The organism is Streptomyces sp. NPDC057963, from assembly GCF_042887155.1.
Lineage (GTDB): Bacteria > Actinomycetota > Actinomycetes > Streptomycetales > Streptomycetaceae > Streptomyces.
Window position 1 is genome coordinate 15,241 of sequence record NZ_JBHVPX010000004.1, and the last position, 20,118, is coordinate 35,358.

The 20,118-nt window shown below is 72.7% G+C and carries 18 protein-coding genes; 9 read left to right on the forward strand and 9 right to left on the reverse strand.

Annotated features, from left to right (window positions below):
- Positions 1–36 precede the first annotated feature (36 nt).
- Positions 37–1,182 carry a cystathionine gamma-synthase gene (locus ACFVT1_RS10360; RefSeq protein ID WP_389794108.1) on the forward strand — a complete coding sequence of 382 codons (1,146 nt, stop codon included), beginning with the start codon at positions 37–39 and terminating at the stop codon, positions 1,180–1,182.
- A 309-nt stretch (positions 1,183–1,491) separates the two neighbouring features.
- Here ACFVT1_RS10360 and ACFVT1_RS10365 read toward each other — a convergent pair whose 3' ends face one another.
- From ACFVT1_RS10365 to ACFVT1_RS10380, 4 genes are all read right to left on the reverse strand, one after another.
- Positions 1,492–2,628, reverse strand: a complete 1,137-nt coding sequence (locus ACFVT1_RS10365; protein ID WP_389794109.1) for an FAD-dependent oxidoreductase — start codon at positions 2,626–2,628, stop codon at positions 1,492–1,494.
- A 396-nt stretch (positions 2,629–3,024) separates the two neighbouring features.
- Positions 3,025–3,237 (reverse strand): hypothetical protein, encoded by a 213-nt coding sequence (locus ACFVT1_RS10370; RefSeq protein WP_389794572.1) that lies wholly within the window; start codon positions 3,235–3,237, stop codon positions 3,025–3,027.
- Between the two features lie 47 nt (positions 3,238–3,284).
- The gene (locus ACFVT1_RS10375; protein ID WP_389794574.1) at positions 3,285–3,779 is read right to left on the reverse strand and encodes a sigma factor-like helix-turn-helix DNA-binding protein; all 495 of its coding nucleotides are present in this window, start codon (positions 3,777–3,779) and stop codon (positions 3,285–3,287) included.
- Between the two features lie 88 nt (positions 3,780–3,867).
- Positions 3,868–4,398: a MarR family winged helix-turn-helix transcriptional regulator gene (locus ACFVT1_RS10380; protein WP_389794110.1), complete on the reverse strand. Its 531-nt coding sequence runs from the start codon at positions 4,396–4,398 to the stop codon at positions 3,868–3,870.
- Positions 4,399–4,555: 157 nt separating this feature from the next.
- On the opposite strand from ACFVT1_RS10380, the gene ilvA reads away from it, so the two are divergent.
- Positions 4,556–5,785, forward strand: coding sequence for a threonine ammonia-lyase (gene ilvA, locus ACFVT1_RS10385; protein WP_389794111.1), 1,230 nt, complete (start codon positions 4,556–4,558; stop codon positions 5,783–5,785).
- Between the two features lie 69 nt (positions 5,786–5,854).
- On the opposite strand, the gene greA is transcribed toward ilvA, so the two are convergent.
- A complete protein-coding gene (gene greA / locus ACFVT1_RS10390) occupies positions 5,855–6,352 on the reverse strand; it encodes a transcription elongation factor GreA (RefSeq protein ID WP_389794112.1) in 498 nt (165 codons plus the stop codon).
- 197 nt (positions 6,353–6,549) lie between these two features.
- Entirely contained in the window at positions 6,550–6,966 is a 417-nt protein-coding gene (locus tag ACFVT1_RS10395) for a DUF4307 domain-containing protein (RefSeq protein ID WP_389794113.1), read from the reverse strand.
- 154 nt (positions 6,967–7,120) lie between these two features.
- On the opposite strand from ACFVT1_RS10395, the gene mca reads away from it, so the two are divergent.
- Together mca and ACFVT1_RS10405 are read left to right on the forward strand one after the other, a co-directional pair.
- Complete coding sequence (mca, locus tag ACFVT1_RS10400; protein ID WP_389794114.1) at positions 7,121–8,002, forward strand: mycothiol conjugate amidase Mca; 882 nt, start codon at positions 7,121–7,123, stop codon at positions 8,000–8,002.
- Between the two features lies 1 nt (position 8,003).
- Positions 8,004–8,237, forward strand: coding sequence for a hypothetical protein (locus tag ACFVT1_RS10405; protein ID WP_389794115.1), 234 nt, complete (start codon positions 8,004–8,006; stop codon positions 8,235–8,237).
- Between the two features lie 87 nt (positions 8,238–8,324).
- Here ACFVT1_RS10405 and ACFVT1_RS10410 read toward each other — a convergent pair whose 3' ends face one another.
- Positions 8,325–11,570 (reverse strand): tetratricopeptide repeat protein, encoded by a 3,246-nt coding sequence (locus tag ACFVT1_RS10410; RefSeq protein ID WP_389794116.1) that lies wholly within the window; start codon positions 11,568–11,570, stop codon positions 8,325–8,327.
- 394 nt (positions 11,571–11,964) lie between these two features.
- Here ACFVT1_RS10410 and ACFVT1_RS10415 point away from each other — a divergent pair, with 394 nt between their 5' ends.
- The 4 genes from ACFVT1_RS10415 (at position 11,965) to ACFVT1_RS10430 (ending at position 16,327) form a co-directional block, all read left to right on the forward strand.
- Entirely contained in the window at positions 11,965–12,462 is a 498-nt protein-coding gene (locus ACFVT1_RS10415; protein WP_389794117.1) for a SigE family RNA polymerase sigma factor, read from the forward strand.
- Positions 12,455–12,820 (forward strand): hypothetical protein, encoded by a 366-nt coding sequence (locus ACFVT1_RS10420; protein WP_389794118.1) that lies wholly within the window; start codon positions 12,455–12,457, stop codon positions 12,818–12,820. The genes ACFVT1_RS10415 and ACFVT1_RS10420 overlap by 8 nt, the downstream gene beginning before the upstream one ends.
- A 112-nt stretch (positions 12,821–12,932) precedes the next feature.
- On the forward strand, positions 12,933–14,180 hold the full coding sequence (locus ACFVT1_RS10425) for a mannosyltransferase family protein (RefSeq protein WP_389794119.1): 1,248 nt from the start codon (positions 12,933–12,935) through the stop codon (positions 14,178–14,180).
- Positions 14,181–14,287: 107 nt separating this feature from the next.
- The gene (locus tag ACFVT1_RS10430) at positions 14,288–16,327 is read left to right on the forward strand and encodes a thioredoxin domain-containing protein (RefSeq protein WP_389794120.1); all 2,040 of its coding nucleotides are present in this window, start codon (positions 14,288–14,290) and stop codon (positions 16,325–16,327) included.
- A gap of 110 nt (positions 16,328–16,437) precedes the next feature.
- Here ACFVT1_RS10430 and ACFVT1_RS10435 read toward each other — a convergent pair whose 3' ends face one another.
- Positions 16,438–17,070 carry a TetR/AcrR family transcriptional regulator gene (locus tag ACFVT1_RS10435; protein ID WP_389794121.1) on the reverse strand — a complete coding sequence of 211 codons (633 nt, stop codon included), beginning with the start codon at positions 17,068–17,070 and terminating at the stop codon, positions 16,438–16,440.
- Between the two features lie 62 nt (positions 17,071–17,132).
- Positions 17,133–17,828, reverse strand: coding sequence for a hemolysin III family protein (locus ACFVT1_RS10440; RefSeq protein WP_389794122.1), 696 nt, complete (start codon positions 17,826–17,828; stop codon positions 17,133–17,135).
- A gap of 201 nt (positions 17,829–18,029) precedes the next feature.
- Here ACFVT1_RS10440 and ACFVT1_RS10445 point away from each other — a divergent pair, with 201 nt between their 5' ends.
- Complete coding sequence (locus tag ACFVT1_RS10445) at positions 18,030–19,865, forward strand: phosphoenolpyruvate carboxykinase (GTP) (protein ID WP_389794123.1); 1,836 nt, start codon at positions 18,030–18,032, stop codon at positions 19,863–19,865.
- Positions 19,866–20,118 lie beyond the last annotated feature (253 nt).

Sequence of the window (20,118 nt, forward strand, 5' to 3'; positions counted from 1 at the left end):
GGTGAGCGCCCTCGTGACGAACTACGCTCGGGCCCCATGAGCGACCAGCACAGCTTCGAGACTCTCGCGATCCACGCGGGAAACACCGCCGATCCCCTCACCGGCGCCGTTGTTCCGCCCATCTACCAGGTGTCCACGTACAAGCAGGACGGCGTGGGCGGACTGCGCGGCGGCTACGAGTACAGCCGCAGCGCCAACCCGACCCGTACCGCCCTGGAGGACAACCTCGCGGCCCTGGAGGGCGGCCGTCGCGGCCTCGCCTTCGCGTCCGGCCTGGCCGCCGAGGACTGCCTGCTCCGCACCCTGCTCACCCCGGGCGACCACGTGGTCATCCCGAACGACGCCTACGGCGGCACGTTCCGGCTGTTCGCGAAGGTCGTCTCGCGGTGGGGCGTGGAGTTCTCCGTCGCCGACACCTCGGACGTGGCGGCGGTACGGGCGGCGATCACTCCGCGCACCAAGGCGATCTGGGTGGAGACCCCGTCCAACCCGCTGCTCGGCATCACCGACATCGCCGCGATCGCCGGTGTGGCCCGTGCGGCGGGTGCGCGTCTGGTCGTCGACAACACCTTCGCCAGCCCCTACCTCCAGCAGCCGCTCGCCCTGGGGGCGGATGTGGTGGTGCACTCCACCACGAAGTACATGGGCGGCCACTCGGACGTCGTCGGCGGCGCGCTGATCGTCAACGACCCGGAACTGGCCGAGGAGTTGGCGTACCACCAGAACGCGATGGGCGCGGTCGCCGGACCGTTCGACGCCTGGCTGGTGCTGCGCGGCATCAAGACCCTCGCGGTCCGCATGGACCGGCACAGCGAGAACGCCACCAAGATCGTCGATCTGCTGACCCGGCACCCCAAGGTCACCCAGGTCCTCTACCCGGGGCTGCCCGAGCACCCGGGTCACGAGGTCGCCGCCAAGCAGATGAAGGCCTTCGGCGGGATGGTGTCCTTCCGGGTCGTGGGCGGCGAGGAGGCGGCCGTCCACGTCTGCAACCGGGCGAAGCTGTTCACCCTCGGTGAGTCGCTGGGCGGCGTCGAGTCCCTTGTGGAGCACCCGGGCCGCATGACGCACGCCTCGGCGGCCGGCTCCCCGCTGGAGGTGCCGGCCGACCTCGTCCGGATCTCCGTCGGCATCGAGTCCGCCGACGACCTGATGGCCGATCTGACGCAGGCCCTCGGCTGAGACCGGTGCGCGGCCGGGGCACGGTGAAGGCGGGCGGGCCCGGTCACCGAAGCCCGCCCGCCGGCCCGCTCGGCCGCGCCCGGGGCGGCCGGCGCCGTCAGGTGCCGGCCTTCTCCGGCCTCGGTACGGGTGGGCGTTCCTGTTCAACTGTCGCCAGTTCTCGTGGAGTACAGCCTGCTGAGGACCGGGTGTGGTCGACGGCGGCGTATCGGCTCCGGGTTCCTCCGGCCCCGGTTGCCGGGCGGACCGGGACCGCGCTTCGTCTCGGCCGGTTCGTCGATGCCCGAGGCCCGCACGACGGCGAATGCCTTACCGGGCCTGCTCGTGTCGGGTGAACGCGCTGATCAGGTCGTGGGCCGTGCTGTCGTCGGAGTCGGTTCCGTGGGCCTCGGCACCTTCGAAAGTGGCAGCCTCGGCGCTGCGGGGGAACATGGCCTGCTCGTACTCGGTGAGCGCGGCCTCGATGTCGTCGGGGTGCGCAGCGAGGGCCTTGCCGAGTTCTGCGCCGTCGAGCATGGCCAGATTGGCGCCTTCGCCGTCCGGAGCCGCGAGGTGGGCGGCGTCGCCGACCAGAGTCACCCCTGACACCCGGTCCCACCGGTGCCCGGTCGGCAGAGCGTAGAGGGGACGCAGGACCGGCGCGATATCGCTGTCTGTGATCAGCGCGGTGAGCTCCGGCGCCCAGCCATCGAACTCCTGCGCGATCCGCGCGGTGGCCATGGCGGCATCGGTGAAATCGATGGCGGCGAACCAGTCCCGCGGCTCGGACAGCCCCACGTAGGCGTGCAGGGTGTCGCCCCTTTCCCGGTGGGCGAAGATCTCCCTGCCCGGCGTGGGCGCGATCATCGACCCGTCGCCGACCACTTTCGCGGCGGCGGGGTGCCGGGTGTCGGCGTCGAACAGGTAGGTCTCGACGACCGACCTGCCGACGTACTCGGGTGTGGCGGTGGAGAGCAGCGGCCGGACCCGTGACCACGCGCCGTCCGCGCCGACCAGCAGGCTCGTGACGACGGTGCCGCCACCCGCGAACGCCACCTCGTGGCGGCCCCCGCCGAGGGCACGGGTGCTGCTGACCTTGCGCCCCCAGCGGACGGTGTCGACGGGCAGCGAGTCGAGCAGGACCTGTCGCAGCTCGCCGCGTTGCACCTCGGGGCGCCCGCCCGTGCCGTCGTCGGCTTTGTCGAACAGGACGGTCCCGTCCGGGTCGAGGACCCGCATCGCCTGGCGGCCCTCCAGGGTGAGGCCACGGAACTCGTCCATCAAGTCGGCTGCCTTGAGGGCGAGTTGCCCGTTGTGGTCGTGGATGTCGAGCATCCCGCCCTGCGAACGCGCAGCCGGGGAGGGCTCCGCCTCGTAGACCGTGGCCGGTATTCCGTGGACGTGCAGGACGCGGGCGAGCACGAGGCCGCCGAGCCCGGCGCCGATGATCGTGACGTCAGGGGTCATGGGGTTCTCTCCTGATCATGGACCGCTGGGCGGACACCCGGCAGGTGATACCTGGAGCGCCGTTCCATTGAGTCGGGACGATGCGATGCCGGTGGCCGGTGCCGTTGATGGCCGACGCCGGACAGCCCCAATGTCCCGGCAGCCACCGACAGCTCACCGACAGATCACCGCCCACCGCCGACAACCGGCCGACACCGGTCCCGGTACCGGCCCGCCTGCACCTTCGTGGCCTGAACGGCAGTGACGGCCAGGCACCTGACGGCAGGTGGTACGTGCTCCGGTTCCGTGGACAAGCCGCTGCCTTGCCGGAGCACGAGGCGGCCACGGTTCGCCGCGGACCTCACCAGCCGTTCGCCCCGCACCGGACCTCACCAGCCGTTCGCCGCGCACCGGACCTCACCAGCGGTCCAGCGGCGGCGTCGTCTCGGCGGGCGGCACCTGCCACGGCTGCGCCGCCACCGCCCACACCGTGAACGCGACCACCGCGGCGAACGCCGCCAGCAGCATCAGCCGGCGGGCCAGACGCCGCCGGTGCAGCCGCCGGCCGCCGCGCTCGGCCGCCCGCTGTGCCAGATCGGCGGGCACCTGCGGATGGGGACCGTCCAGCATGCGCCGGACCTCGTCCTCCCGGCTGCCGCTCCTTCCGCCGCCGCGGCTCACGGGGCGACCTCCAGCGGTCGTTGCAGCCCCCGTCGCGCCGTGGGCCTGCGGGTGCCGCGCATCGTGGCCACCGAACGGGCGCAGATCGCCCGGACCCGCTCCACCGGAAGCCCCAGCAGCGCCGCGGCCTGCTCCTCCGCGACGCCCTCGTACAGCCGCAGCACGAGCACCAGGCGCTCCTGCGGGGTGAGCCGGTCCAGCGGCCCGCCGCGCGGCCGGCGGTGGCGCCAGACCTCATGGGCGAACCGGACGGCCAGCTCCCGCCGGGTGCGGTCGTACGGGTCCTCGCCGCGCAGCCGCTCCCACTGCGCGTACGTGCGGGCCAGCGCGGCCGTGAGCATCCGCTGGGCCCGGGGGTTGGCCCCGGGCGGCCGCAGGGGCTCGGCCGTGAGCAGGGTGGCCGTGTGCAGCAGTCGGCCGGCCGCGCCCGCCACGAAGGTCTCGAACTCCTGGGCGCGGCGCCGCTCCCGGCCCGCCTGGCGCTCTCGCACAGTGCTCATCCGAGCCGTTGCGGGGGCCCCTGGTCAAGAGGTGTGCACGGGGAGGCCGCGCCGCACCGCCGGCCGCCGCCGCCTCCCGCTATCCGGCCGGAGGCACCTGGTGCGCGGCCTGCCGGGCGGCCAGTGCCGTGTTGAACCGGGTGAGCAGCGTGCAGAACGTCTCGCGCTCCTCGGCCGTCCAGTCGTCCGTCACCTGCGTCATGAGTTCGCGCCGGGAGGCGCGGACCTCGTCCAGCCGTGCCTGGCCGCGCGGCGACAGCTGGAGCACGACGGCCCGGCCGTCCTCCGGGTGCGAGGTGCGCTTGACCAGGCCGGTGTCGACGAGCGGCGCGACCTGCCGGGTCACGGTCGACGAGTCGATCCCCATGCCCGCGGCCAGTGCCTTGACGCCCATCGGGCCTTCCCGATCCAGCCGGTTGAGCAGCAGATAGGCGGCACGGTCCATGGAATTGCGCACCTGGCCGACACCGCCGAGGCGGGTCTGCTCGGCACGGCGGGCGAATACCGCGACCTGGTGCTGGAGCGCATCGAGGACGTGGTCGGAACCCGTGGATTCGGGGGTGGCGCCCCCGGAAGGAGACGCAGCTGTCGTCATGTCCTGAGGGGGCATGGCCGGGGGCTCTCTTCGTGCGGTGTCGGATGGGTGGGGGACAGAGTACGCGGCCACGGGGCAACGCGTACCAGCGCTGCACAAACCTGTGGACAACGGGGCGGGACGGGGCCGTACCGGACGTCCGGGGGCCCCGCCGAGCTGCAAGACTTACCGTATGAACTTCCGCACGCCCGGTCCCTTCCCCCCGCTGATCCTCGATGACGTCCGCGGGGCGCAGAAGATGCTCTCCGGCGTGGCCAGGGTGACCGCCATGGAAGGCAGCCGCCATCTGACGGAGCTCGTGGGCGCGCCGGTCCATCTCAAGTGCGAGAACCTGCAGCGGACCGGTTCGTTCAAACTGCGCGGCGCGTATGTACGGATCGCCGGGCTGTCCCCGGTGGAGCGGGCGGCCGGGGTCGTCGCGGCGAGCGCCGGGAACCATGCGCAGGGTGTCGCACTCGCGTCCGCGCTGCTCGGCGTACGGTCGACGGTCTTCATGCCGGTCGGGGCGCCGCTGCCGAAGGTGGCCGCCACCCGTCAGTACGGGGCGCAGGTGCGGCTGCACGGCCATGTCGTCGACGAGACGCTCGCCGCCGCCCAGCAATACGCGCAGGAGACCGGTGCGGTCTTCATCCACCCCTTCGACCACCCGGACATCATCGCGGGACAGGGCACGGTGGGCCTGGAGATCCTCGAACAGTGCCCCGAGGTGCGCACCATCGTCGTCGGGATGGGCGGTGGCGGGCTCGCCGCGGGCATCGCGGTGGCGGTCAAGGCGCTGCGGCCCGATGTGCGGATCGTCGGCGTGCAGGCGGCGGGCGCGGCCTGCTATCCGCCGTCGCTGGCCGCCGGGCATCCGGTGTCGATCGGCTCACCGACCACCATGGCGGACGGCATCAAGGTGGGGCGCCCCGGCGATGTGCCGTTCGACCTGGTGCGGGATCTGGTCGACGAGGTCCGCACGGTCTCCGAGGACGAGCTGTCCAGCGCGCTGCTGCTCTGCCTGGAGCGGGCGAAGCTCGTGGTGGAGCCGGCCGGCGCGAGCCCGGTCGCGGCGCTGCTGAGCGATCCGGAGTCGTTCCGCGGACCGGTGGTCGCGCTGCTGTCGGGCGGCAACGTGGACCCGCTGCTGATGCAGCGCGTCCTGACCCACGGCATGGTGGCGGCCGGCCGGTATCTGAGCCTGCGGCTGCGGCTGACCGACCGCCCCGGCGCGCTGGCCACGCTGCTGGCCGCGCTCTCGGTGGTCGACGCCAACGTGCTCGACATCGGCCATGTGCGGACCGACCCCCGGCTCGGACTCACCGAGGTCGAGGTGGAGCTGCAACTGGAGACGAAGGGGCCGGAGCACTGCGAGGAGGTCTCGGCGGCGCTGCGCGACGCGGGGTACCTCGTGATGGGCTGACGCCCGTGCACCGGTGCGAGGTGCCTCGGGCCCGGCGGACCGGAGGCACCTCGCACGGGTGGTGCGGGATCAGCCCGTGTAGGGCTTCGCCGTGAGGATCCTCACGGTCGCCGTCTTGCCGTTCGGCAGCTCGTACTCGGCGTCGTCGCCCATGCGCTTGCCGTTCACACCGGTGCCGAGCGGCGACTGCGGGGAGTACGTCTCGATGTTCGAGCTCGCGTACTCGCGCGAGGCGAGCAGGAAGGTCATCGTGTCGTCCGGGTCGCCGTCGAAGGCGATCGTCACGACCATGCCGGGCTCGACCACGCCGTCGTCGGCGGGCGCCTCGCCGACCTTCGCGTGCTCCAGGAGCTGGGTGAGCTGGCGCACACGCAGCTCCATCTTGCCCTGCTCCTCCTTGGCCGCGTGGTACCCGCCATTCTCCCGGAGGTCACCCTCCTCACGGGCCGCCGCGATCTTTACGGAGATTTCCGTGCGCGCGGGACCAGACAGGTACTCCAGCTCGGCCTTGAGCTGGTTGTACGCCTCCTGCGTGAGCCAGGTGACGTTTTCGCTGGTCTGGGTCACAGGGTGCTCCTCGTCGGTACTGGGAATACAAAGCATCGCCCTACCCGTAAGCATGTGCCTTCGCGGGTGGGCGAAACCACGAGCCTAACAATTCCCCAGGAAAAGGGGGAGAAGGTAAACCGTCGGAACCGCGTACGGGCAGGTCAGCGCCTGCGACGGTGGTTCAGTGCCGGCGTGCGGCGGTCAACGTGCGGCGGTCAACGCGCCGCCCCGCCGTCCTCGGTGCAGCCCAGCAGCTCGACGCTGGTCGCCCTGGACGTGGTGCGCAGCGACACGACGCGGTCGACGCGGTCCGTGCGGTCGTCGAAGCGGAAGTCCTTGCGGGCCACGTCGCTGCCGTCCTCCTGCTGTGCGCGCAGGGTGCAGTAGCCCTCGGCGTCCTTGTCCTTGCGCACTTCGAGGTGGACGTCGACCCGCTCGTCCGAGACGACCTTGCGCTTGATCACCTCGGCGCTGATGGTCCGGCCGGTGACGTAGTCGTAGCCGATCCAGCCGACCACGCCGAGAAGCACGGCGCCTAGCACCGAGCCGATGATCTTGAGCCGGCGGTCCGCGCGCTGGTCCGCGGAGCGTCCGTAGCGGTTCTCCGGAAGCACTTCGCGCACCGCAGCCATGATCGTTCCTCCCGGACCGGGGATCGAGGAATTTTCCACCCCCCGGTTCGGTCACTATAGAAGCCTGCCGCCCGCCACCCGACTGCCGCCCCACACCGACGCCCCTTCGGGGCGACACCTCTCCACGGCGTCCAGAATCAATGAGGATCGAGTCTTGACTGAGCAGCTGCGACTGATGGCCGTTCACGCCCACCCCGACGACGAGTCGAGCAAGGGCGCGGCCACGATGGCCAAGTATGTGTCCGAGGGGGTGGACGTGCTGGTCGTGACCTGCACGGGGGGCGAGCGCGGCTCCATCCTCAACCCGAAGCTCCAGGGCGACGCGTACATCGAGGAGAACATCCACGAGGTGCGCAAGAAGGAGATGGACGAGGCCCGGGAGATCCTGGGCGTCGGACAGGAATGGCTCGGCTTCGTCGACTCGGGGCTGCCCGAGGGCGACCCGCTGCCGCCGCTGCCCGAGGGCTGCTTCGCGCTGGAGGACGAGGAGAAGGCCGCCGGCCGCCTCGTCCGCAGCATCCGCGCGTTCCGGCCGCAGGTCGTCACGACGTACGACGAGAACGGCGGCTACCCGCACCCCGACCACATCATGACCCACAAGATCTCGATGATCGCCTTCGACGGTGCGGCGGACACCGAGCTGTTCCCCGAGTCGGAGTTCGGCCCGGCCTGGCAGCCGCAGAAGCTCTACTACAACCAGGGCTTCAACCGGCCGCGCACGGTGGCGCTCCACGAGGCCCTGCTGGCCCGCGGCCTGGAGTCCCCGTACGGCGAGTGGCTGGAGCGCTGGAAGGAGTTCCAGCGTGACGAACGCACGCTGACCACGCACGTTCCGTGCGCGGACTTCTTCGAGATCCGCGACAGGGCGCTGATCGCGCACGCGACGCAGATCGATCCCGACGGCGGCTGGTTCCGGGTTCCGATGGACATCCAGAAGGAGGTCTGGCCGACCGAGGAGTACGAGCTGGCGAAGTCTCTCGTCGATACCTCCCTCCCCGAGAGCGACCTCTTCGCGGGCATCCGCAACAATGCCTGATATGTACGCGACCCAGGCACTGACTCATCTCGTCCCTCTCGCCAAGGAGGTCGACGACAACAAGGTGACCCCCGGCATCCTCGGCTTCATCGTCTTCGCGGCGCTCGCCGGCGGCGTATGGCTGCTGATGAAGTCCATGAACCGGCACATGGGCAAGGTCGACTTCGTGGAGGCGCCGGACCCGGCGGCGGCTGCCGACGCCCCCGTCGGGGCGGGGTCCGCGAAGCGGAAGTAGGCGCGGGGCGGTACCCGGGAGTCCGGTGGCCGCCCCGTTCGTGCCCGGCCCCGGCCGGAGAACCCCCGGCCGGGGCCGAACACGGCCTCAGCCGCCGGACGGGCCGGCCGCGGGCGGGACCGCCACGCCCATGACCTCCCGGGCCTGGCGCGTCGGCGTCATGCCCAGGCGCCACGCCTGCCAGCCGTCCTCCAGGTCCACTCCGCGGTTCAGCACCACCGCGAACGCCTCCGCGCACTCCTCCAGCTTGCTGTCGCGCGCCGGACGGCCGGCCACAAGCAGCTCGGACAGCTCCTGCTGGGCCACCACCGTGCCCACCTCGCTGCCACCCGGGGACGCGTACGGCAGCAGTGTGCAGCGCAGGAAGCGGGCCCAGTCCGCGCCCCGCGTGTCGCCGTAGGAGTCGAACAGCTCCGCCGCCTCGCCGCACAGCTCCAGTGCCTGCGGGGCGCGGTTGTTGCCCGCGTCGATCAGGGCCAGCTCCAGGCACGTCCATGCCTCGCCGTGGGCGACCCCGATGCGCCGGAAGTCGGCCCGTGCGTCGACCAGGAGCTGGCGGGCGAAGCCGGAGTTGCGGAGGTTCCCGGTCTGCGCGGCCCGCTGGTCGCGGGTGACCCGGCCCGAGTGGTGGCGGGCGCACGCCAGCCCGTACACGTCCCGCATCCGGGAGAACATCGAGCGGGCCCGCTCCAGCTGCCGCACCGCCCGGTCGGTGTCGCCGCTCTCCTCCAGGGCCTGGCCCAGGTAGTACAGCGTCCACGCCTCGCCGCGCGCGTCCTCGTTGTCGCGGTGCCGGGCCAGGGCGCCGTTCAGCTGCTCGACGGCCGGGGCCGCGTCGCCGTCCAGCAGCCGGGCGCGGGCCAGCTGGGTCAGCGCCCATGCCTCGCCGCGCTCGTCGCGGGTACGGCCGTACAGATCCAGGGCCGTGCGCAGCGCCTCCTCCGCGCGTTCCACCTCGCCCGTCCGCAGCAGGGTCTGGCCCAGCTGGAACTGCGTCCACGCCTCGCCGTGCAGCGACTCGCCCTCCCGGTGCAGGGTCAGCGCGGTGTCCAGGAGGGTCAGCGCCAGGGCCGGACGGGCCCGGTCGCGTTCGACGGCGGCCAGGGCGTGCAGCGACCACGCCCGGTCCTCGGCCTGCTCCTCGGAGGACTGGAGCTCGATCGCCTCGCGCAGCCGTGCCGCCGCCTCGGTCAGATTGCCCTGGTGGTGCAGGGTGATGCCGAGGGAGCAGAGCGCCAGCGCCGTACCCGCCTCGTTCTGCGCCTCGCGGTAGAGCCCGACGACCGACGACAGCGTGGTGCGGGCCTTGTCCAGCTCGCCGAGCTGACGGGCCGCGATGCCGGTGCGCCACTGCACGGACCGCTCCAGCAGCCCCTTGTCCACGGCCTGCGTGAGCTCGCTGATCTCGCCCAGCCGGTAGAGGTCGCCGCGCAGCAGGCAGTAGTCGCACAGCGCGCCCAGCAGATCCAGTACGGCCCCCTGGTCGACGCCCTCCGCGTGCCGGAGCGCCGAGGTGATGAAGCTCGACTCGTCGTCCAGCCAGCGCAGCGCCGAGTCCAGCGAACTGAACCCGTGCGAGCCGAACTGCCCGGCCCGGGTGGACATCTTGCCGTCCACCATGCGGATCACCGCACCGGCCAGCTCCGCGTAGTTCTTGATCAGCCGCTCCTGGGCCGCGGTGCGGTCGGCCGCCGCCTCCTCGTCCCGCAGCCGGTCCAGGGCGAAGCCCCGTACGAGATCGTGCAGCCGGTAGCGCGAGCCGCGTACGTGGTCCAGGAGCCCCGCCCCGGCCAGGGCCGTCAGCAGCCGCCCGGCCTCCTGCTCGTCGGCGGAGAGCAGCGCGGCCGCCGCCGCGGCGCCCAGGCTGGCCCGCCCGGCCAGCGCGAGCCGGCGCAGCAGCCGTCGCGCCTGCTCGGACTGGTCGGTGTAGCGCAGCCACAGCGCCCGCTCGACCGGTGCGCCCCGGTCGCCGTGCGCGGCGAGACCGGTGGCGAGCGCGCCGCGGGTGCGCGCGCCGAGTGAGGAGCCCGCTATCCGCAGCGCCAGCGGCAGCCCGCCGCACAGCTCGACGACGGTGTCCGTCGACCGGGCGTCGTACGGCCCCTCCTCCGGCTCCCCGGCCGCCTCGCGCAGCAGCTCCTCCGCGCCCGCCGCGTCCAGCGCGCCGACCGGCAGGTGGTGGACCCGGGCCGGGATGCCGGCGGGCAGCTCCAGGGGCTCGCGGGCGGTGACCAGGACGAGGCTGTCGGAGCGCTCCGGGATCAGGGTGCGGACCTGGGCGGCGTCGCCCGCGTCGTCGAGGACGATGGTCACGGGGGTGCCGGTCAGATGCTGGTGGTACAGCTCGCTCAGCCGCCCCACCTGCTGCTCGGCGGAGGCCCGCTCGCGGAAGAGCAGCTGCTCGCGGGGCGCGCCCAGCCGGTTCAGCAGATGCAGCAGCGCGTCCCGGGTCGGCAGCGGCGCCTCGCCGGGCACGTCGCCGCGCAGGTCCACCACGCACGCGCCCCGGAACTGATCCTTCAGGCTGCGTGCCGCCCGCACCGCGAGCGTGGTGCGTCCCGCGCCGGGCGCGCCGTGCAGGACGACGACGGTCGGCTTGGTCTCCGTCGACGCGCGGGCCTCGCGCACCCACTGCGCGATCTGCGCCAGTTCGGTCCGCCGCCCGGCGAACGGACCGTCGCCGGCGGGCAGCTGGCCGAACGACTGATCGAGGACCGCGCGCATGCGGGCCGCGGCGCTGCGGTCCCCGCCCCGCAGCTGCGGGGCGGTGCGCGACTGCGCAGGGACCTTCTTCGCCGGTGTGCGCGAGGAGGCGGTGAGCATCCGCTGCTGGTCGAGGAACGGGCGGATGCCCCGTACCTCCAGCGCCGCCAGCCACTGCAGCCGCAGCTGCTCGGTGCCGCCGGGCTGCCCGAGTGCGCCCGCGCGCCGGTGCGCGGCGGGCCAGTGCGACGCGGTGGCCTTGGCGACGGTCGCCGCGGCCCCCGCGACCGCGACGACGGCGCCCGCGCCGAGGGCCGGCCCCGCCGCCGTACCGAACGCGAGGTCCGCGCCGAAGGCGGTGACCGCGGTGACCCCGGTGACCAGCAGGGGCGCCCCCAGGGCCGCCCGGCTGAACCGCTGCGACAGCGGCTGGTGCCCGGCCTGCGCCGAGTCCAGCGCCTGGAGATACGCGGCGTACTCGTCGGCCGCGCCGGCCGCCAGGGAGTCGAGCGCGGCCCGCCCGCGCGCTGTCAGTGCGCCGGCGTCGGCCCGCCCGCCCGAGCGCCGCACCTCTTCCTCGACGGCGCGTACCAACAGCCGTTCGGCTTCAGCCCGATGGCTGTCCCGCATGTGTGTCCCCCTCCGGATACGACGATGGCTCCTGCCTCGGCCGGCAGCGCCGCCCAGTGTCCTGCGTGCGGCACGTCGGCGCGAGCGAGGCAGCCGACCGCGCCTGAGAGAGGATGTGGGTGTGCCGTCCCGCCCGGACCGTGAGACTTCCCCGTCCCCGCCCCGGCATGCCGGTGTGCCGGCAATCCGGCGGCCGGCGGGTCCGGCGGCCCGGCCGGACGAGGGCTTTCGGGCTGCCGGGCCGGGCGGCCGGGGTGCGGCCCGGCGGCGGTGGGCGCCGGTCCGGGCAGCTCGTGTGACGACCGTCACGCCGGATTCTTCGGGTCCGGTGTAGTCCGGACACGGGGTGCCGGGCGTATGCCCGGTGAGACCGAGGAGATCCAGGAGCTGTTTGTTGACCGTCGAGGAGTTTGAAGAGTTCTACGCGCAGACGGTCGCCCGGCTGACGGGGCAGTTGTTCGTGATGCTCGGTGACCAGCATGAGGCGCAGGACGTGGTGCAGGAAGCTTTCGTCAAGGGCTGGAGCCGACGGCGCCAGCTCGACCTCGACGGACAGCCCGAGGCGTGGATCCGCACGGTCGCCTGGCGTCTGGCGGTGACCCGGTGGCGCGGCCGGCGGCGTACGGCGGACGCCTGGCGGCGCAGCGGCGCCCCGCCCCATGCGGAGGCGCCCGGCCCGGAGTCGGTGGCCCTGGTGGAAGTGCTGCGGGAGCTGCCGTCCAAGCAGCGCCGCACGCTGGCCCTGCACTACGTGTGCGATCTGACGGTCGAGCAGATCGCCGCGGAGACCGGTCTGGCGGCCAGCACCGTCAAGACCCATCTGGCCCGGGGCCGCGCCACGCTCTCGCACCGCCTTCAGGATCCGCGTACCGAGGAGGGGCCCTGTGTCTGAACCCAACGACCCGCTGCGGTCCCTGTTCAAGGAGGCCGCGGCCACCGGCCAGTCCCGCGCCCGTTCCGTGCCGCCCTCGTACATCACCGAGCGCGGGGAGCGCGTGCGCAGGCGCCGGGTCGTCGCGCTGGCGGTCGGAGCGTGCCTGATCCTGTCCGGCACGGGCGCGGCCGTGGCCACGCTCCTGCCCGACAACCCGGGCACCACCGTCCCGGCCACCACGCCCACCACCCCGAAGCCCTCTCCCAGGCTCTCCCCGTCGCGCAGCGGTGCGCCGACGACGGACGCCCCCACTCCCGGCCGGAGCGCCTCAAGTACACCGACCGCCCCCACCGGGAGCACCAGCACGCCCCCCTGACGACCCGCCTCCCGCGCCCCGGGCAGTTCCGGCCGGGGCCGTTCGTCCCATGTCCCGGCAGCGCAGCCCGGGTCCGTTCGGCACGCGCACGTTCGATCCAGGAGATTTCGTTGTGAGCCTTTCGACCCCTCAGCGGCCGCGTGAGTGCCCGCCCGACCGGACCGGGACCGCTTCCGGGCCGTCCGGCGACACCTCGTCGGCGAGCCCGGTGTTCCCCGTCCGGCTCCTGCACCGGCTGAAGCCCGCCGACCGCGAGGTGCTCTGGCTGTACCTGCTGACCCGGCTGGGCATCTGGACCACCGCCTACTGCACCCGCTGGCTGTTCCTCGACGACCGCCAGACCCGCGACCCCGCCTCGTTCTTCGCGCCGTGGCAGCGGTGGGACTGGTGGCACTACCTGCACATAGCCCAGGACGGCTACTTCCCGGACGGGACCGGTCCCTGGATATCCGGCTGGGACAACAGGGAAGCCTTCTTCCCCGGCTTCCCCTACCTGCTGCGGGCCGTCCACGCCGTCGTCCCGAGCTGGCCCGCGGCCGGTGCGCTGATCTCCTTCGTCGCCGGAGGCGTCGCCGTGCTGGCCCTGGCGCGGATCGCCCGGCTGCACCTGCCGCAGGAGAACGCGGGGCAGCGCGCCGCCCTCTTCTTCCTGCTCTCCCCGTGTGCCGTCTTCCTGGCCGCCGGCTACACCGAAGCGCTCTTCCTCGCCCTGGCCCTGCCGGCCTGGCTGGCCGCCCAGCGCCTCAACTGGCCGCTCGCGGCCGCCCTGACCTGCCTGGCCACCACCGTCCGGGTCAGCGGTCTCTTCCTCGCCGCGGCCCTGGCGGTGCACTTCGTGGCCACCGCCCGCACCGCCGCCCACTGGCGCCGTCTTCCCTGGCTTGCGCTGCCCGCCCTCCCGCCGCTTCTCCAGAGCTGGTACCTGCACGCGCACACCGGTGACTGGATGGCGTGGAAGCACGCGGAGGAACGCGGCTGGTACCGCGAATTCCACGCCCCCTGGGAAGCCTGGCGGAACACCTGGCACGCGGCCTTCGGACACTCCCAGAGCACCGGGTACGCCCTGATGTCCCAGGCCGAACTCCTCACCATGCTGATCGGCATCGGCCTGCTGGCCCTGCTGGTGTGGCGGCGGCGCTGGCCGGAAGCCGTGTACATCGCCCTGACGCTGTGGGCCCTGGGCACGTCCTACTGGTACACCTCCGTCCCCCGCGCCACCCTCCTGTGGTGGCCGCTGTGGACCGGTCTCGCCGCCTGGAGCCTGCGGTGCCGCCACGTCAAGACCGCCTATCTCGCCGTCGCGGCACCGCTGATGACCGTCGTCGCCGTCACCTTCCTCTCCGGACGGTGGGCCGGCTGACCCGCGGCCCCCTCCCCGCACGTCCGTGAGCCCCGTGAGCGGGGCCCTTTCGCGTGCCGTCCCGTGGCGCATGGGCACGGCCCCGCCGAGTACGCAAGGATTGGGGCATGCCCAACCGACTCGCGCACGCCACGTCTCCGTACCTCATTCAGCACGCGGACAACCCCGTTGACTGGTGGCCGTGGGAGACCGCCGCCTTCGAGGAGGCGCGCCGGCGTGACGTACCCGTGTTCCTGAGCGTGGGGTACAGCTCCTGCCACTGGTGCCACGTGCTCGCCCACGAGAGCTTCGAGGACGAGGAGACGGCGGCCTTCATGAACGAGCACTTCGTGTCCGTGAAGGTGGACCGGGAGGAGCGGCCCGACATCGACGCCGTCTACATGGAGGCCCTCCAGGCGGCGACCGGCCAGGGCGGCTGGCCGATGTCGGTCTTCATGACCCCGGACGGCCGTCCGTTCTACTTCGGCACGTACTTCCCGCCCGAGCCGCGCCACGGGTCGCCGTCCTTCATGCAGGTGCTGGAGGGCGTGAGGGCGGCCTGGACCGGGCGGCCCGACGAGGTGGCCGAGGTGGCGCAGAAGATCGTGCGGGACCTGTCCGGCCGGCAGCTCGACTACGCGAAGGCCGGACTGCCCGGCGAGGCGGAGCTGGCCCAGGCGCTGCTCGGGCTCACCCGCGAGTACGACCCCGCCTCCGGCTGGTTCTCCGGCAACACCAGGTTCCCGCCGAGCATGGTCGTCGAGTTCCTGCTCCGGCACTGGGCCCGGACGGAGTCCGAAGGGGCCCGGGACATGGCCGACGGGCTGTGCCGGGCCATGGCGGAGTCGAGCCTGTTCGACCAGGTGGGCGGGGGCTTCCACCGGTACGTGCTGCGCCGGCCCGACGGACCCCTGATCCCGCACTTCGAGAAGATGCTCTACGACAACGCGCTGCTCTGCCGGGTCTACGCCCACCTGTGGCGGACGACGGGTTCGGAGGAGGCCCGCCGGGTCGCCCTGGAGACCGCGGACTTCATGGTGCGCGAACTGCGGACGGCGGAGGGCGGCTTCGCCTCCGCGCTCGACGCCGACAGCGAGGACGGAGCGGGCCGGCACGTCGAGGGCGCGTACTACGTATGGACGCCCGAGCAGTTGCGGGAGGTCCTCGGCGATCAGGACGCGGCCTTCGCCGCCGCGTACTTCGACGTGACGGAGGAGGGCACGTTCGAGGAGGGCGCCTCCGTCCTGCGGCTCGCACGGACCGGCACCGGGGCGGACGCGGACCGGGCCGCCGACGTACGGGCGAAGCTGCTCGCCGCCCGTGAGCTGCGCCCGCGTCCGGGGCGGGACGACAAGGTGGTCGCCGCCTGGAACGGGCTGGCGATCGCCGCGCTCGCCGAGACGGGGGCGTACTTCGACCGGCCCGACCTCGTCGAGCGCGCCACGGAGGCGGCGGATCTGCTGGTACGGGTCCACATGGGCGACACCGCCCGGCTGGACCGGACCTCGAAGGACGGGCGCGCCGGCGGGCACGCCGGGGTCCTGGAGGACTACGGCGACGTCGCCGAGGGCTTCCTCGCCCTGGCCGCGGTCACCGGCGAGGGAGTCTGGCTGGAGTTCGCCGGCTTCCTGCTCGACATCGTGCTCCAGCACTTCACCGGCGAGGGCGGGCAGCTGTACGACACGGCGGACGACGCCGAGCAGCTGATCCGCCGCCCGCAGGACCCCACCGACAGCGCGACCCCGGCGGGCTGGACGGCGGCGGCGGGTGCGCTGCTCTCGTACGCCGCGCACACCGGCTCGGAGGCTCATCGCGCCGCCGCCGAGGGGGCGTTGGGGGTGGTGAAGGCGCTCGGGCCGCGGGTTCCCCGGTTCATCGGCTGGGGGCTGGCGGTCGCCGAGGCGTTCCTCGACGGGCCGCGCGAGGTCGCGGTCGCCGGGCCCGTCGGCGGCGAACTGCACCGTACGGCGCTGCGGGGGCGGGCACCCGGCGCGGTGGTGGCGGCGGGGGAGACGGCGGGGACGGAGTTCCCGCTGCTGGCGGACCGGCCGATGGTGGGCGGGGCGCCGACGGCGTACGTGTGCCGGCACTTCGTGTGCGACGCCCCGACGACGGACCCGCGGGAGCTGGCGCGGAGCATCGGAGCGGACCCGTCCGGGGACCGCTGACGGGGGAGCGACAGGAGCGGTGACGTGGCGCCGCCGACGGGGGAGCGGCGGCGCCCGTGACGGGGGAGCGGTGACTGGGGAGCGATGGCCCCGGGGGCGCGGAGTCCCGGTTACAGCGCCGGGGCGCCTTCGAGCGTGTCCAGCGCCCGGTTGATCACCGCGACCAGGTCGCCCGCCTGCCCGTGCTCGGCCCAGTACAGCGTGGCCTCGCGCAGCGCCGCCAGCACGGCCGCGACGAACACCCGGACCTCCAGGTCGTCCGGGTCCCGGCCGCCGCGGTCGGCGAGCGCACGGGCCAGCGCCCGCGCCGTGTCGGACAGGGCCTCCGTCATCCGCGCCCGGACGGCGGGGACCTCCACCATCAGCCGGGTGCGCTGCCGCAGCTCGTCCTCCTCGCCCGCGAGGAACGCCGTCAGCGCTTCGGCCATGACCAGCCGCAGCGACTCCAGCGGCGGTTCGCCGGCCGGCCGGCTCCGCAGCCGGGCCTCCAGGGCCGGGTCGTACGCGTCGGTGAGGACGATGTCCTCCTTGGCCGCGAAGTACCGGAACACCGTGCTCGGCGACACCTCGGCCGCCTCCGCGATCTGCTCGATCGTCGTCGCGTCGTACCCCTGCTCGGAGATCAGCCGGTACGTCGCCCGGCGGATCGCGCTCCTGGTCCTGAGCTTCTTCCGCTCGCGCAGCCCCGGCCGGGGCTGCGCCGCGGGCGCGGAAACGGAAGGGGTACGGGAGGTGGCGGCCATGGTCGCCATTGTCGGCCATCGGCGGACGCCGGGACCATGCCCGTACCCTCCCGCGAGGGCGTTCAGCTGTGGTTGTAGGCCACCAGCGAGATGCCGACGTAGTGCACGACGAAGGCCGCCAGGGTCAGCGAGTGGAAGACCTCGTGGAAGCCGAACCAGCGCGGTGACGGATTGGGCCGCTTGATGCCGTAGATGACGCCGCCGGCGCTGTAGAGGAGCCCGCCGACGACGACCAGCACCAGTACCGCGATCCCGCCGGTCCGCATGAAGTCCGGCAGGAAGAAGACCGCGGCCCAGCCCATCGCTATGTAGCACGGCGTGTAGAGCCAGCGCGGGGCGCCGACCCAGAAGACCCGGAAGGCGATGCCCGCGGCCGCCGCCGCCCAGACCGCCCACAGGAGCGGCGTCCCGGTCGAATCGGGGAGCAGGAGCAGGGTCAGCGGGGTGTAGGTGCCCGCGATGATGAGAAAGATATTGGCGTGGTCGAGCCGACGGAGCACCGCCTCGCCACGCGGGCCCCAGGTGCCGCGGTGGTACAGCGCGCTCACACCGAACAGCAGGCACGCGGACAGCACATAGACGCCGCAGGCGATCCGGCCGCGGCTGCTGTCCGTCAGTGCGATCAGCACGACCCCCGCGACGATCACGGCGGGGAACATCCCGGCGTGCAGCCAGCCCCGCAGGCGTGGTTTCACCGGGAGGGTGTCGAACTCGGCTGGTTCCAGCCCGGTCGGCTCGGGCGCGGCGGCAGCAGTCATTCCCGCATCGTACCTACGCAACCGTAGGTAGCGGACAGGAGTGGCAATGCTCACGTGTGCGGCCCTCTGGACATATGGGCGCATCGGTCGGATGATCAAATGAGTGCGGTCGGCACCGGATGAGCGCCAGTGAGATTCGAAGCATCCGGGTCGCAGCCCCCACGGGGCCAACCAAACAGACACCCTCAACAAGGAGCGATCGTGGCGCGCGACATCGCGGCTCCCCTCACTGCCCCCACCAACCACCGGGAACTCATCTCCTGGGTGAACGAGATCGCAGCCCTCACCGAGCCGGACCGGGTGGTCTGGTGCGACGGCTCCGAGGCCGAGTACGAGCGCCTGTGCGGGGAGCTCGTGGCCAAGGGCACGTTCACGAAGCTGGATGAGACCAAGCGCCCGAACTCGTACTACGCCGCGTCCGACCCGAGCGATGTCGCCCGCGTCGAGGACCGTACGTTCATCTGCTCCGAGAAGGAGGAGGACGCGGGTCCGACGAACCACTGGAAGGCCCCCGCCGAGATGCGGGAGATCTTCACCGGGGACCAGGGTGTCTTCCGAGGCGCCATGCGCGGGCGCACGATGTACGTCGTGCCCTTCTGCATGGGCCCTGTCGGCTCCCCGCTCTCCGCGATCGGCGTCGAGATCACCGACTCCGCGTACGTCGCCGTCTCGATGCGCACCATGACGCGCATGGGACAGGCCGTGCTCGACGAGCTCGGCGCCGACGGCTTCTTCGTCAAGGCCGTCCACACGCTGGGCGCTCCCCTGGAAGAGGGCCAGGAGGACGTTCCGTGGCCGTGCAACTCCACCAAGTACATCTCGCACTTCCCCGAGGACCGCGAGATCTGGTCGTACGGTTCCGGCTACGGCGGCAACGCTCTGCTCGGCAAGAAGTGCTACGCCCTGCGCATCGCCTCCGTCATGGCCCGCGACGAGGGCTGGCTCGCCGAGCACATGCTGATCCTCAAGCTCACGCCGCCGCAGGGCGAGGCCGCCTCGCCGACGTACATCGCCGCCGCGTTCCCGAGCGCCTGCGGCAAGACCAACCTCGCCATGCTGGAGCCGACGATCCCCGGCTGGACCGTCGAGACGATCGGCGACGACATCGCCTGGATGCGGTTCGGTGAGGACGGCCGCCTCTACGCGATCAACCCCGAGGCCGGTTTCTTCGGCGTCGCGCCCGGCACCGGCGAGCACACCAACGCCAACGCCATGAAGACCATGTGGGGCAACTCCGTCTTCACCAACGTCGCGCTCACCGACGACGGCGACGTCTGGTGGGAGGGCATGACGGAGACCGCTCCGGCCCACCTCACCGACTGGAAGGGCAACGACTGGACGCCCGCGTCCGAGACGCCGGCCGCCCACCCCAACGCCCGCTTCACCGTCCCGGCCGGCCAGTGCCCGATCATCGCGCCCGAGTGGGAGGACCCGAAGGGCGTGCCGATCTCGGCCATCCTCTTCGGCGGCCGCCGCGCCTCGGCCGTACCGCTGGTCACCGAGTCCTTCGACTGGCAGCACGGAGTCTTCCTCGGGGCCAACGTGGCCTCCGAGAAGACCGCCGCGGCCGAGGGCAAGGTCGGCGAGCTGCGCCGCGACCCGTTCGCCATGCTGCCGTTCTGCGGCTACAACATGGGCGACTACATGGCCCACTGGCTCAAGGTCGGCGCCGACAAGCCGGACCAGTCGAAGCTCCCGAAGATCTACTACGTGAACTGGTTCCGCAAGAACGACGCGGGCAAGTTCGTGTGGCCCGGCTTCGGCGAGAACAGCCGCGTCCTGAAGTGGATCGTCGAGCGTCTGGCGGGCCGGGCCGAGGGCGTCGAGACGCCGATCGGCGTGCTGCCCGCCAAGGGTGCCCTGGACACCAAGGGCCTGGACCTCTCCGAGTCCGACCTGGACTTCCTGCTCACGGTCGACAAGGAGGTCTGGCGCGAGGAGGCCGGGCTGATCCCCGAGCACCTCGACACCTTCGGTGACCACGCGCCGAAGGAACTGTGGGACGAGTACCGCGCCCTGGTCCAGCGCCTGGGCTGACGCCCCCGGGCGCACCCCGCGCGGGTGCGCCCCGCACACCCCGCGGCCGGGTCTCCGGACATCCGCCCTGACCTGTGGGGTCATCGGCCCGCGCCGCGGTACGACCCCCGGAATCCCCTCACGGTTCCGGGGGTCGCCCCTTTGCCGCCCCTTCACGGGACCGGGGCACCGGTACGCCGACGTCGGTCCGGGTCCGCGGCCGGCGAGCTCCGTACCGCCTCCGTGAACGTACCGCCTCCGTGGACGGCGGTCC

Bases quoted from the DNA above. Each gene is read 5' to 3' on its own strand.
- ACFVT1_RS10370 (WP_389794572.1), bottom strand. From the start codon at position 3,237: ATGCTGGACGGTCCCCATCCGCAGGTGCCCGCCGATCTGGCACAGCGG.
- ACFVT1_RS10435 (WP_389794121.1), bottom strand. From the start codon at position 17,070: ATGGCCGCCACCTCCCGTACCCCTTCCGTTTCCGCGCCCGCGGCGCAG.
- ACFVT1_RS10380 (WP_389794110.1), bottom strand. From the start codon at position 4,398: ATGCCCCCTCAGGACATGACGACAGCTGCGTCTCCTTCCGGGGGCGCC.
- ilvA (WP_389794111.1), top strand. From the start codon at position 4,556: ATGAACTTCCGCACGCCCGGTCCCTTCCCCCCGCTGATCCTCGATGAC.
- ACFVT1_RS10410 (WP_389794116.1), bottom strand. From the start codon at position 11,570: ATGCGGGACAGCCATCGGGCTGAAGCCGAACGGCTGTTGGTACGCGCC.
- ACFVT1_RS10360 (WP_389794108.1), top strand. From the start codon at position 37: ATGAGCGACCAGCACAGCTTCGAGACTCTCGCGATCCACGCGGGAAAC.
- ACFVT1_RS10405 (WP_389794115.1), top strand. From the start codon at position 8,004: ATGTACGCGACCCAGGCACTGACTCATCTCGTCCCTCTCGCCAAGGAG.
- ACFVT1_RS10395 (WP_389794113.1), bottom strand. From the start codon at position 6,966: ATGGCTGCGGTGCGCGAAGTGCTTCCGGAGAACCGCTACGGACGCTCC.
- ACFVT1_RS10365 (WP_389794109.1), bottom strand. From the start codon at position 2,628: ATGACCCCTGACGTCACGATCATCGGCGCCGGGCTCGGCGGCCTCGTG.
- ACFVT1_RS10440 (WP_389794122.1), bottom strand. From the start codon at position 17,828: ATGACTGCTGCCGCCGCGCCCGAGCCGACCGGGCTGGAACCAGCCGAG.
- ACFVT1_RS10430 (WP_389794120.1), top strand. From the start codon at position 14,288: ATGCCCAACCGACTCGCGCACGCCACGTCTCCGTACCTCATTCAGCAC.